This is a genomic window from Paraburkholderia atlantica (genome assembly GCF_009362785.1).
Classification (GTDB): Bacteria; Pseudomonadota; Gammaproteobacteria; order Burkholderiales; family Burkholderiaceae; genus Paraburkholderia; species Paraburkholderia atlantica.
Genome location: NZ_WHNQ01000023.1, coordinates 107,385 through 119,609, shown reverse-complemented (window position 1 = coordinate 119,609; position 12,225 = coordinate 107,385). Strand labels below are relative to the sequence as shown.

Below are 12,225 nucleotides of genomic sequence, written 5' to 3'. Positions count from 1 at the left end.
GGTTAATCCCCCTTCCTTGTGGTTTCGTTCGCAGCGTGCGCCGCTTCGCGCTGACTCTCGACCAACGCGGCGAGCGTGTTGATCGAGCGAAAGTGCTCGCGCGTGCGTTCGTCGTTCGCCGCGATGGTCAGTTGGTATTGTTTGCGCAGCACGATGCCGATTTCGAGCGCGTCGATCGAATCGAGACCGATGCCGTCGGAACCGAACAACGGGGCGTCGTCGTCGATATCGGCGGGGCTCAGGTCTTCGAGATCGAGGGCTTCTATCAGAAGCTTTTTAATTTCCAGTTTTAAAGAATCCATAATCGAACAGGTGCTGGGTAATGTGGGCTTCTACGGCATTCGTCACGCTGCGCGCCGCGATGGCCGCTGTGGTGTCGTGCGCGGCCAGTTCGGCGACGCCAAGCGGCGCGAGCACGTTCACGCGCATCCGGAAAGCGCGCGCCGGCACGTGGTACCAGCGCATCTGCCGCGTGAACGCAGGCGGATCGCAATCCATCAACACCGGCACGATCGGCGCACCGGCCTTCAGCGCCATGTGCGCGAAACCGCGCGAAAACGCGTGCAGCCGGTTCGGCGCAGGGCTGCGCGTGCCCTCCGGAAAAACGATCATCGTATAGCCGGCCGCGAGCTGCTTCGCGCCCGCGTCGACGAGCGCAATCGCGTCCGCATTGCTCACGTATTCGGCCGCGCGCACGATGCCCCAGAAACACGGGTTGCGCCAGTGCGCGTGCTTGACGACGCAGCACGCGCGCGGCGTCAGCGACAGCAGGACCATCACGTCGAGGTAAGTCGGGTGATTCGCGACGACGACCGCGGGCCCTCCCGCGAGCAACGCCCGCGCACCGGACACCTCGAACTCCATCACGCCGAGGGCGCGCAGCACCGCGACGAGCGCGCGGAAAAACCGGTGAATCACCACGGCCACCGCGCACTGCCGCGACGCGCGATGCGGCCACAGCCACGCGAGCGGAAACACGAGCACCGAAAACAGCACGCCGCACACGCCGAACCCGACGAAGGCGAGCCCGGTCGCGCACAAGCGCCATACGTAATCAAGCCGCGCGGTCATCCCACCTCCATTGCCACACCACGCCGGCGCGCTGCCAGCAGGCGGGCTGACCTGTTTCGAGACAGTGCAGCAGCGCCTGGCTCTGGGTCGGGAAGCTGGCGGCGTCGCTCGTGGCGGTCCGCGCAGCGTCCCGGAGGTCGCCGCGTGCGTCGCCCGCAGCCCCGTGTGCGCGCGCCAGTGAGCAAATCATGTGCCCGACCCGCGCATCTTTCTCCAGCAATACCGCGATCGCGCCGCCCTGCACTTCGTCTTCGATCGTGCCGTAGGTGAGATCGGCCGGCTCGTCGGCATATACGAGCAGCACCGGCGCATCGGGTTGCGTTGCGTATTGCGCGTACGCTTCAAGCAGCGCATAACCGAGCGTTTGCGCGCCGGCCGACACCGCGCTCGCGGCCGAGCGGTCGCCGCGCGCAATCCCGAACACGCCGGTCATCGCGTTCAACACGGACAGGCTGAAGGCGGTCGGAGACACCGGTTCGCCCGCGCTAATGCTGCGCAGGATGTCCGTGGTACGCCGCAGTTCCCCGTGCCGCGAGGCGAACACGACGCGCACCGGCTGCTGCGCGACACAGTCGTGCGCGACCTTGAGCGCCACTTTGGACAGCGTGCTGAGGCGCCGCCGCACGATCGGCTCGATAAAGCCGATATCGGGTGCGGCAGATGCGGCAGCCGGCCAGCTAGACCAGCGACCGACCGGAATGGTCCAGTCCAGATCGGGCATATCGGTGTTCGCGCGTAGAAACGGGGAAGGGGCTCAAGCGCCTAACGGAATACACAGCCGTCACAGCGAACGGCGCCGCGCGGATCGGGAGGTTCCGGCCGGGATCAACCAGTCTTCGTCGTGGGAATACAGGATTATCGGCAATCGGTCCCAGATATTTAGGCGCCACTGACAATCAGGCGTAGTGGATTGCGGCTTGGGCTCCCTTTGTGGCCGAAATAATACTGAATATTCTGAATTAAATCAGCCAGAAAAGACGTATCCATCTGTATCCGGCCTGCAAAACAACGGCAACTGACCTTCTTTGACAGAGTCGCCGGCCGCGACGGACCTGGCGGGATTTCGCGCGTCGGCATCCCGGCATCGCGTCGTCAAAATCTGCGAAGAATACTTTCATTTCGCCTTCGAAAGTGTTGCAGAACGGTACAGCCGGCGCCCCGTTGTCCCAACGGGCAGCTTTTCGCGGCAACTATGCGCCCGCGCCTGTTATACTCCGCCCCTCATTGGGGAGTAGCCGCCCCGCGGCACGTCCGCACCGCTTCGCCGGTGCGTCGCACGTGTGGCTCGCGGGGGCGCCTGTCAACACACTTGGCCAGCACGGCCATGGCAGTCGCAGCCTCTGGCCTGGCGAGACCGATGATCCACACGCGCCGCAACAGGGCCCGGCGTGTCGTGGGTCGTCGCTCGTTCATCTTCGGCCCGAGGAATCCATTCAACGTGACTCAAGCTTTTCTCATTTCGACCGGCGCGGTCGCGCTCGCCGAAATCGGCGACAAGACGCAACTGCTGTCGCTCGTGCTGGCCGCACGCTATCGCAAGCCCATGCCGATCATTCTCGGCGTGCTCGCGGCGACGCTGATCAATCACGCGGGCGCCGGCGCGCTCGGCGCGTGGCTCGGCTCGATGCTGACGCCGACCATCATGCGCTGGGCCCTGGCGGTGTCGTTCATCGGCATGGGGCTGTGGATTCTGGTGCCCGACAAGCTCGAAGACGAGGAAGCCAACACGAACCGCACGCACTTCGGCGTGTTCGGCGCCACGGTCGTCACGTTCTTCCTCGCGGAGATGGGCGACAAGACGCAGATAGCGACGGTCGCCCTCGCCGCGCGCTTTCACGATTTCTTCGGCGTCGTGGCCGGCACGACGCTCGGCATGATGATCGCGAACGTGCCGGCGATCCTGCTCGGCGACCGCTTCGCGCACCGTCTGCCGACGAAGCTCGTGCATGGCATCGCTTCGGTGATGTTCGTCGTGTTGGGTGCGATGGCCTTGTTCGGGGTCGGGGTCTAAGCTACTGCGCGGGCTTCGGCGCCGACGCCGGACCTGCGGGCGGCGCCGCCGCTGGGAGAGACACTTCGTTCGCAGCCGCGCCGCCGAGCGGGATCTTCACGGTGTGCACGGCGCCGTTGGCCAGCGGGAAGTCCGCCAGCGCGCTGCGCGCCAGATAAGGCATCGCCCGCACCAGCGACGACTCCTCGCCGAAATTGCGCGCCGTCACGTTATAGACCTCCCGGCCGCTCGCGCGCTCGGTGATCCGGATGCCGAGCAGATGCGTGAACACCGGGTAGCTCTGATTCACGTAGGTCGCCGGGAACGGCCCCCACGGACCCCAAGGATCGAACGGCCGGCCCCAGTAGGGGCCGGGCCACGGGTTGTAGTAGACCGGCTGCGCGACGGTCACGACATCCGAGCGGATGCCATAGGCGAGCTCGACCAGATAGCGCGCGTCGTCGTGAGCGACTTCGCGGAACGCGTGCACCGCGAGCTCGTTCGCGACGATCCGCTCGTACGCGCTCAGTTCGAGATTGTTCTTCTGATCCTCGTTGCGCGTGAACGCATAAGTGCGGATTGCGTCGCTGCCGGTCCAGTCGGAGAACGCCGTGACCTGCGTCGTCACATAGGTCGTGCAGCCGGACAGCAGCACGCTCAGCGCGACGAACAGCAACGCGACGCGGCGGGTCCATCGATCGAAGTTCATGGTCTGCCTCGTGATGCCTCTGGTTGCATCTATTCTGCTTCAGTTAAAACCCTGCTTCAGCCGCGATTATTCCGTCGCGCGATCCGCTCGCCGGCCGACGATGCTGAGTCTCCGGCACGGGCGGCGCCCGATAATACGCTGACCTCGGCAGCCAGCAAAAGGTTCTTCCGGTGCCTGTCGAAACCGGCCGCGCTGCCCGGCGCCGAGACTCGGCCCCCTTGCCCTCCGCACGATTGCCCGAGGCTTTGTACAATGAGTCGACCAAGCCCGGCTCGCGCGCCGTTTGCGCGCGCGACCGCTCGAGTACACCACCAAAGAACACCATGGCCGATACCGCAACGCCCAATGTGATCCGCCGCGCCGATTACGCGCCGCCCGCCTTCCTGATCGACACCGTCGCGCTGGAGTTCGATCTGGTCCCCGAACGCACGGTCGTCAGGAACACGATGCGCGTGCGCCGCAACCCGGATGCGTCGCGTGCCGCGCATCTCGAACTGATGGGCGAGCAACTGGAGTTCGTCGGCGCGGAGATCGACGGCAAGCCGTTTGCGAATGCGCATCCGCACGAGCACGGCCTGCTGCTCGACAACGTGCCGGACAGCTTCGAGCTGACCCTCACGAGCATCTGCAATCCCGCGGAAAACACCACGCTGTCGGGGCTGTATGTGTCGAGCGGCAACTTCTTCACGCAGTGCGAGGCCGAGGGCTTTCGCCGCATCACCTACTTCCTCGACCGCCCCGACGTGATGGCGAGCTTCACGGTCACGCTGCGGGCGAGCAAGGCCGACTATCCGGTGCTGCTGTCGAACGGCAATCTGCTCGAAGAAGGCGAGTTGCCCGACGGCCGTCATTTCGCGCGCTGGGAAGATCCGTTCAAGAAGCCGAGCTATCTGTTCGCGCTCGTCGCGGGCAAGCTCGTCGCGCTCGAAGAACGCGTGAAGACCGGCTCGGGCAAGGAAAAGCTGCTGCAGGTGTGGGTCGAGCCGCATGATCTCGACAAGACCCGTCACGCGATGGATTCGCTGATCCACTCGATCCGCTGGGACGAAGAGCGCTTCGGGCTCGAGCTCGATCTGGACCGCTTCATGATCGTCGCGGTCAGCGACTTCAACATGGGCGCGATGGAGAACAAGGGGCTCAACATCTTCAACACGAAGTACGTGCTGGCGAACCCCGAAACGGCCACCGACACCGACTTCGCGAACATCGAGGCGGTGGTCGGCCACGAGTACTTCCACAACTGGACCGGCAACCGCGTGACCTGCCGCGACTGGTTCCAGTTGAGCCTGAAGGAAGGCCTGACGGTGTTCCGCGACCAGGAGTTCTCGGCCGACATGGCGGGCGGCGCCAGCGACGAAGCCGCGCGCGCCACCAAGCGCATCGAGGACGTGCGCGTGCTGCGCCAGATGCAGTTCGCCGAGGACGCGGGTCCGATGGCACATCCGGTGCGCCCGGAGAGCTACGTCGAGATCAACAACTTCTACACGATGACCGTCTACGAGAAAGGCTCGGAAGTCGTGCGGATGTATCAGACGCTGTTCGGCCGCGACGGCTTTCGCAAGGGCATGGACCTGTACTTCAAGCGTCACGACGGCCAGGCCGTGACCTGCGACGACTTCCGTCACGCGCTCGCCGACGCGAACGGCCGCGACCTCGCGCAGTTCGAGCGCTGGTATAGCCAGGCCGGCACGCCGCGGGTGTCGGTGCGCACGCGCTACGACGCCGCGCAGCAGCGCTACAGCGTGACGTTGCGCCAAGGCTATGGCGATGCGGTGCCCGCCGCGCGCGAAACGCAGAAGGGTCCGCTGCTGATTCCGTTCGCGATCGGTCTGATCGGCAAGGACGGCCGCGATCTGCCGCTGCGGCTCGACGGCGAGGCGAAGGCATCGGAGTCGACCACGCGCGTGCTCGAATTTTCCCAGACCGAGCAGACCTTCACATTCGTCAACGTCGGACAGGAACCGCTGCCGTCGCTGCTGCGCAATTTCTCGGCGCCGGTGATCGTCGAGTACGACTACACGGCCGAACAGCTCGCGTTCCTGCTCGCGCACGACAGCGATCCCTTCAACCGCTGGGAAGCCGGCCAGCGGCTCGCCACCCGAGAGCTGCTCACGTTGGCCACGCGCGCGGCCACGGGCGCGGCGCTGCAGGTCGACGACTCGGTGGTCGCCGCGTTCGCGCGCGTTTTGACCGACGAGACGCTGTCGCCGGCGTTCCGTGAACTCGCGCTGATGCTGCCGTCCGAAGCGTATCTGGCCGAGCAGATGGCCGAGTCGAATCCGGCCGCGGTGCACGCGGCACGGCAGTTCATGCGCAAGCGCCTCGCCAATGCGCTGCGTGACGACTGGCTGAAGGTCTACGAGCAGCATCGCACGCCGGGCGTCTATGAGGCGACGCCGGAGGCGGCCGGTCATCGCGCGTTGAAGAATCTCGCGCTGTCGTATCTGACCGAGCTCGACGATTCCGCGAACGCGGTACGCCTTGCCTCCGCGCAATATGAAGCCGCGAACAACATGACCGACCGCGCGGCCGCGCTGTCGGCGCTGCTCAACGCGGCCGCGCCGCAAGGCGGCAGCCCCGAGGCGCAGCACGCGCTCGACGACTTCTATCGACGCTTCGAGAAAGAGCCGCTCGTCATCGACAAATGGTTCGCGTTGCAGGCCACGCAGCGCGGCGGCGCACAGCATCCGGTGATCGATACGGTGCGCAAGCTGATGACGCATCCGGCGTTCAATCTGAAGAACCCGAACCGGGCACGTTCGCTGATTTTCAGCTTCTGTGCGGCGAACCCCGCGCAGTTCCACGCGGCAGATGGCTCCGGCTACGCATTCTGGGCCGAGCAGGTGATCGCGCTCGACGCGCTCAATCCGCAGGTGGCCGCGCGCCTCGCGCGTTCGCTCGAGCTGTGGCGGCGCTTCACGCCGGCGCTGCGCGACAGCATGCGCGCGGCGCTCGAGAAAGTGGCCGCGCAGGTCAAGTCGCGCGATGTGCGCGAGATCGTCGAGAAGGCGTTGGCGTGATGCGTCGCTGAGTTCTCGCGTCGCATCGGAAAGCCGGCACGCATTGCCGGCTTTTTTTCGCGCTGGTTTTCGGTTGGCGGGCGGCGTTCACGCGCTCGGTCGTCGACTATCTCTGACTACTGGGAGACCGACATCCATGCTGGCTAAATTCTGCGCAGCGAGTTCGTCGAGTCGCTCGGCATGTCCGTCAACGGGCGCGGCGCTCGCGGCCAGCGTCAGCGGCATCGTCCCGGCCAGGACGCGCCGCAAGACCTGAAGGCGGCCGTGCGACCAAAAGCACGGAGCCGACACACACGAGCGGTTAAAATCCCATCATTCTTCTAGCCTTCCCGGAGTACAGCAATGTCATTGCAACGTCGTACCACTCTCACGAAGTACCTGATCGAGCAGCAGCGTGAAACCAACAACCTGCCCGCCGATCTGCGCCTGTTGATCGAAGTCGTCGCGCGCGCGTGCAAGGCGATCAGCTACCACGTCAGCAAGGGCGCGCTCGGCGATGCCCTCGGCTCGGCGGGCAGCGAAAACGTCCAGGGCGAAGTGCAGAAGAAGCTCGACATCCTGTCGAACGAAATTCTGCTCGAGGCGAACGAATGGGGCGGCAACCTCGCGGGCATGGCCTCCGAGGAAATGGAACAGTTCTTCCCGATTCCGGCCAACTATCCGAAGGGCGAATATCTGCTCGTGTTCGATCCGCTCGACGGCTCGTCGAACATAGACGTCAACGTGTCGATCGGCACGATCTTCTCGGTGCTGCGTTGCCCGGATGGCCACCAGGCCACCGAGCAATCGTTCCTGCAGCCGGGCACGGAGCAGGTCGCCGCGGGCTACGCGGTGTACGGCCCGCAAACGGTGCTGGTGCTGACCACCGGTAACGGTGTGAACTGCTTCACGCTCGATCGCGAGCTCGGCTCGTGGGTGCTCACGCAAAGCGACATGCGTATTCCGGTCGAAACGCGCGAGTACGCGATCAACGCTTCGAACGAACGCCACTGGTATCCGCCGGTTCAGCAATACATCGGCGAACTGAAAGCAGGCAAGGAAGGTTCGCGTCAGGCTGACTTCAACATGCGCTGGATCGCATCGATGGTCGCCGACGTGCATCGCATCCTGAATCGCGGCGGCATCTTCATGTACCCGGCCGACAAGCGCACGCCGGACAAGCCGGGCAAGCTGCGTCTGATGTACGAAGCCAATCCGATGGCGTTCATCGTCGAGCAGGCGGGCGGCGCCGCAACCAATGGTGAGAAGCGTATCCTCGACATCCAGCCCAAGAGCCTGCACGAGCGCGTCGCGGTGTTCCTCGGGTCGAAGAATGAGGTCGATCGCGTGACGCGCTATCACCTCGAAGCGAAGAAGTGATCTCGAAAGAAAAAATGCATCTAGGGGCTTGCCAAGTCACTGAAGTAGTCCCTATAATCTCGTTTCTCCTGATGCCGGAATAGCTCAGACGGTAGAGCAGCGCATTCGTAATGCGAAGGTCGGGGGTTCGATTCCTCTTTCCGGCACCATCAAGATTCAAACAAAAAGCCCAGTCCTCGTGACTGGGCTTTTTGTTTTGCCGTCGCGCGAAACATTGCCACCCCGCCTCTTCGGAAGTCACGCGTGACACAGGCTCAGCACTCTTGCGCGCAGCGGAAACAGAAACAGATGAGCGAACCATTCGGCGCTGATCGTGCGTGGACGAACACCACGTTCTCGACTGCGGTGCGCGGCGGGCCAGCCTAGTCGGGAACGCGGAGCGGGTCGTACGACCGTGGCATCGCGAGATTGCGCGCAACAACGGTATCAGCCTGCGCGATCGGCTGCTGGTGCGGCGCTCCGTATGCGGCTATCGCTTGCGCGGGTGCCGACGCGAACCACAAGATCCTGCCGGCGCATTCGATGCCAACCTGACGTCCGTCCCAGTAGACAGCGTTTTCCATCGCGACCTCTCCCCGAACATGAAGGACATCATGATCCGCGCCGCGCGTCGCGCGTCCGTCTGCCAACGCACGTGGAGCCATCAGCAGGCGCGGCGGGCTGCGTTCGACTTGTCGCCAAAGGGGGGCCTTTTGTCACAGCAATAAGAGAATCAGTTTGCCAACCAACAGTCGGCCAATTAATTAACGACAAATTCTTTAAATAAGGTTTGCGCGGTCAACGGCGCGCGGAATGTGCCGTTTACCAAGAAATAGGCAGGCAGTTATGCAATCGGCAAATTACGAACGTTCAGGTCCGAAACGGGAAAATACTGCCGATGCGGCGATGCACAAATTTGTCACGTCTTATTCACAAGAAAGCGGTAGATGCAGTGCGGCAGCAATACCGATCGATCGTGCTCAAACGGAAGCTGGGCAAGGCGCGAGAGGGACGGGCGAAGGAAGCGGGACAGCGGAGGATTTCGTGCGTGCAGTTAAGCGGATCGCGAAACCCCAGCGATAGTAAGACGATAAATTTTATTCAATCCCTCTGCTGATGTGTCGGCTTGTGCCGTTAAAGCAACAGAGTACATATGACTCGCATCGGACACTGGTGCAATGCGAGGAACGAGGCCGATAATCGATTCGCAAAGGAGAAAGATCATGGATGCCAAACCACCGAAGATTCCGACCCCGGACAAAGTTTTTTACCCGGATCCGGAACCCGTGGCCGTCGAGTTTTTGGGAGCCGAGCTGCCCGAGCATGTTCGCGCTTTCTTCGACGAACAACGCAAATCGTGCGATCCGAAGTAACGGACCACTGGCGCGATGCAGCATTCGCGTTCGTTGATGTCATGCGCGGCGAACACTCGCGCCCTCATTACCCGTCCGACACTTCCGTGAGGACGGTGGGTCAGTTCGCCTGATCACAGCAGCTACGCTGGGCCACACGGCTCGAGCGTACGAATACGCGCGCACTTCTCGCGCCCATTTCCCTGCCCGACAACCTGTGCAAAGCGGCCCGACGTGCGCCGTTTGCGGGGCATCATTTATTCTTCTGGTTTTTCCGTCAACGGCCGCCCGGCCACGTCCACCTCATGAACCGTTTGCATCGCTTCGGCGCGTCATGCGCGCTCGCCATCGCCGCCGCCCTCGCCTTCTCGCCGGCCCCCGCCCTCGCCGATGGTGACGACACCGCGCTCACCAACCTGATCGCACTGGTTTCGCAGCGCCTTGTGCTCGCGGAGCCGGTCGCGCGCTGGAAATGGGCGAACCACCAGCCGATCACCGATACACCGCGCGAAAACGCGCTGCTCGGGGAAGTGGAAAAGCGCGCCGCGGCGGCAAACGTCGACCCGGCGTTCGCCCGCGCGTTCTTCCAGGATCAGATCGATGCGAGCAAAGAGGTGCAGAACACGCTCTTTGCGAAATGGCGCAGCACCCAGCCGCCGCAGGGTCCCGCACCCGATCTCGCAACCAGCACGCGACCGCAACTCGACAAGCTGACGCAATCGTTGATGGCGAGTCTGGCGCGCGTGCAGCCGCTGCGCGCAGCGGACGATTGTCCGTCGCGCGTCGCGCAGTCGCTGGCTAACTGGAAAGCGCTGACGCGCTATGACTCCGCGCATTCGAGCGCGATGACGCGCGCGCTAGCTCACGTGTGCGAGACCGGTGGAGTCGGCGCGACCGGCTGATTGCGGCAACGCCACAGCGCGCGAGCTGCATAAGCGTCACACGACGAGGCTCGACTCCGGCGCATCACGCGACACGCTCAACGGCATCACGCGCAGACCACGCGCCAGATGGCTTTGCAGGATACGGTACGTCGAGAGTTCGAACGAACCCGCCAGGGTAGAGGCATGCAGTTGCGCCGCCTGCACGAGCGACGGCGCGTTCCCGAGGTACCGCCAGCGATCGACCACGTGGAAGATGCGCTGCGCGTCCTCACGCTCCTCGAACACGATGGGCCCCTCGAACGGCCACGGCGCGTTCGCGGGATCGCTCTTCGTCACACGCGGCAAGCGGTTGTGGCCTGGCCGCAGTGTTGCGATCCACTGCGCCTCCGCGAGCATCGCGCCGAGCTCGCCGCCCGTCGCGCGCCATTCGACGCGTCGCACCAGCTGCGCAAGCCGCATATCCTTCGACGAACGCCGCTCGCCGGTCAGGTGCGAGCGCAGCCGCTGACGCACGCGCACGCTGCGGCCGACATACAGCGGCGCATCGCCTTCGCCATAGAACGCATACACGCCACAGCCTGCCGGCGCGGTGTCGAGCAGATCTTCGGTGATGTCGCCGGCGAGACGGTAGCGCCGCGTCGTGCGCTCGATCTGCGCGCGCAGCGCGTCGAGCGGCACGAGCGTCGGCAGACGCTGCCAGAACTGCCAGATCAGATCGGCGTCGGCGAGCGCGCGGTGACGGTCGGACGGCACCAGCGCATGACGTTCGACGAGCGCATCGAGACCATGACGCTTTTCGCCGGGAAACAGCGCACGCGACAGTCGCACGGTGCAAAGCACGTCCGGGTCGAACGCAATTCCCGCGCGACGAAATTCGCTGCGTAAAAATCCGCGATCGAAACTCGCGTTGTGCGCGACGAACAACTTGCCGTTCAAGCGCTCGAACAACGCGGGCGCGATCGATTCGAACGTCGGTGCGCCGCGCACCATATCGTTCGTAATGCCGGTCAGTTGCTGGATGAACGACGGAATGGGCTGCTGCGGGTCGACTAGGCTGCTCCAGCGCGATACGCCGGCCGGTCCGACTTCGACGACGCCAACCTCAGTAATGCGGTGCTCGCTCGTCGAGCCGCCGGTCGTTTCGAGGTCTACGAAAACGATGGGTGCATCGAGTGCTGGTTCCGGCGAAAGCAGTTCAGACATGGGACAAGGGATTCGGACGCATGAATTTGCGGCAAGTATGCACCAGCTGGACGGTGCGCATCCAGACCGTGCTGCGTGCGCAGGCAGAAAACTGCGTCGGCACGGGTCGTCGATTTTCACCGATATTCCTCAGACGCTTAAACCATTAAATCCGGACGTAGCGAATTCACTTCAAATGAATTATCTTCCGACAATAATGCGTAGGGTTGAACCACGCAGTTACCGAACCAGGTGAAACGTCTAGATAAAATAAAAACCCTCGCGCGACGGCGAGGGTTCTTCGCTCCCGACTGCGTGGGCAGCGCGCCCGACGCAGCGCATTTACAGCGGCTGAATGTTGGCCGCCTGCTTGCCCTTCGGGCTGGTCTTGACTTCAAAAGACACACGCTGGTTTTCCTTCAGCGACTTGAAGCCCTCGCTGCGGATCTCCGAAAAGTGCGCGAAAAGATCTTCGCCACCCGCGTCCGACGTGATGAAGCCAAAACCCTTAGCATCGTTGAACCATTTGACGACACCAGTTTCCATTTCCTGTTTTCCCTCGGTGATTTATCCAAAGCGGGCATTGCCCTTGAATCGATCCAACCCCGATTCAGTTGCCCATATCTGATCAAGACAAAAACCAGAAACAGCCAATCAAATTCGGCTTTGCCGTTATACG

General features: G+C 63.5%; 12 protein-coding genes, 1 tRNA gene and 1 riboswitch. Of the genes, 6 read left to right on the top strand and 7 right to left on the bottom strand.

The genetic code is table 11. The features are described 5' to 3' along the window. Positions 1–2: 2 nt before the first annotated feature. Genes GCT19_RS27885 through GCT19_RS27875 form a run of 3 tightly spaced genes read right to left on the bottom strand, consistent with a single transcriptional unit; the run spans position 3 to position 1,792 of the window. On the bottom strand, positions 3–302 hold the full coding sequence (locus tag GCT19_RS27885) for a phosphopantetheine-binding protein (protein ID WP_018421434.1): 300 nt from the start codon (positions 300–302) through the stop codon (positions 3–5). Next, a complete protein-coding gene (locus GCT19_RS27880; RefSeq protein ID WP_152853723.1) occupies positions 277–1,071 on the bottom strand; it encodes a lysophospholipid acyltransferase family protein in 795 nt (264 codons plus the stop codon). Before GCT19_RS27880 ends, GCT19_RS27885 begins: the two co-directional genes overlap by 26 nt. Beyond that, positions 1,055–1,792 carry a beta-ketoacyl synthase chain length factor gene (locus tag GCT19_RS27875; RefSeq protein ID WP_018434460.1) on the bottom strand — a complete coding sequence of 246 codons (738 nt, stop codon included), beginning with the start codon at positions 1,790–1,792 and terminating at the stop codon, positions 1,055–1,057. The genes GCT19_RS27880 and GCT19_RS27875 overlap by 17 nt, the downstream gene beginning before the upstream one ends. Positions 1,793–2,285: 493 nt before the next feature. Further along, positions 2,286–2,499, top strand: a riboswitch (yybP-ykoY riboswitch). A 10-nt stretch (positions 2,500–2,509) separates the two neighbouring features. Here GCT19_RS27875 and GCT19_RS27870 point away from each other — a divergent pair. Beyond that, positions 2,510–3,082 carry a TMEM165/GDT1 family protein gene (locus GCT19_RS27870; RefSeq protein ID WP_026228493.1) on the top strand — a complete coding sequence of 191 codons (573 nt, stop codon included), beginning with the start codon at positions 2,510–2,512 and terminating at the stop codon, positions 3,080–3,082. Position 3,083: 1 nt separating this feature from the next. On the opposite strand, the gene GCT19_RS27865 is transcribed toward GCT19_RS27870, so the two are convergent. After that, entirely contained in the window at positions 3,084–3,770 is a 687-nt protein-coding gene (locus GCT19_RS27865) for a DUF4136 domain-containing protein (protein ID WP_152853722.1), read from the bottom strand. A gap of 323 nt (positions 3,771–4,093) precedes the next feature. On the opposite strand from GCT19_RS27865, the gene pepN reads away from it, so the two are divergent. The 3 genes from pepN to GCT19_RS27850 all read left to right on the top strand — a co-directional run bounded on the left by pepN (position 4,094) and on the right by GCT19_RS27850 (position 8,298). After that, a complete protein-coding gene (pepN, locus tag GCT19_RS27860) occupies positions 4,094–6,790 on the top strand; it encodes an aminopeptidase N (protein ID WP_152853721.1) in 2,697 nt (898 codons plus the stop codon). A 342-nt stretch (positions 6,791–7,132) separates the two neighbouring features. Continuing rightward, on the top strand, positions 7,133–8,149 hold the full coding sequence (locus GCT19_RS27855) for a class 1 fructose-bisphosphatase (protein WP_013090193.1): 1,017 nt from the start codon (positions 7,133–7,135) through the stop codon (positions 8,147–8,149). Between the two features lie 73 nt (positions 8,150–8,222). Beyond that, positions 8,223–8,298: transfer RNA gene (locus GCT19_RS27850), tRNA-Thr, on the top strand. A gap of 213 nt (positions 8,299–8,511) precedes the next feature. On the opposite strand, the gene GCT19_RS43580 is transcribed toward GCT19_RS27850, so the two are convergent. Further along, the gene (locus GCT19_RS43580; protein ID WP_018434464.1) at positions 8,512–8,712 is read right to left on the bottom strand and encodes a hypothetical protein; all 201 of its coding nucleotides are present in this window, start codon (positions 8,710–8,712) and stop codon (positions 8,512–8,514) included. A gap of 639 nt (positions 8,713–9,351) precedes the next feature. Between GCT19_RS43580 and GCT19_RS42920 the strand changes: the two genes are divergently transcribed. Next, positions 9,352–9,501, top strand: a complete 150-nt coding sequence (locus GCT19_RS42920; protein WP_008921206.1) for a hypothetical protein — start codon at positions 9,352–9,354, stop codon at positions 9,499–9,501. Between the two features lie 284 nt (positions 9,502–9,785). Further along, positions 9,786–10,382, top strand: a complete 597-nt coding sequence (locus GCT19_RS27840; RefSeq protein WP_152853720.1) for a chorismate mutase — start codon at positions 9,786–9,788, stop codon at positions 10,380–10,382. 36 nt (positions 10,383–10,418) lie between these two features. Here the strand turns inward: GCT19_RS27840 and GCT19_RS27835 are convergent, their stop codons facing one another. Both GCT19_RS27835 and GCT19_RS27830 read right to left on the bottom strand, forming a co-directional pair. Next, a complete protein-coding gene (locus GCT19_RS27835; RefSeq protein ID WP_018434467.1) occupies positions 10,419–11,567 on the bottom strand; it encodes an exonuclease domain-containing protein in 1,149 nt (382 codons plus the stop codon). Positions 11,568–11,888: 321 nt separating this feature from the next. Further along, entirely contained in the window at positions 11,889–12,092 is a 204-nt protein-coding gene (locus GCT19_RS27830) for a cold-shock protein (RefSeq protein ID WP_013090197.1), read from the bottom strand. Positions 12,093–12,225: the final 133 nt, after the last annotated feature.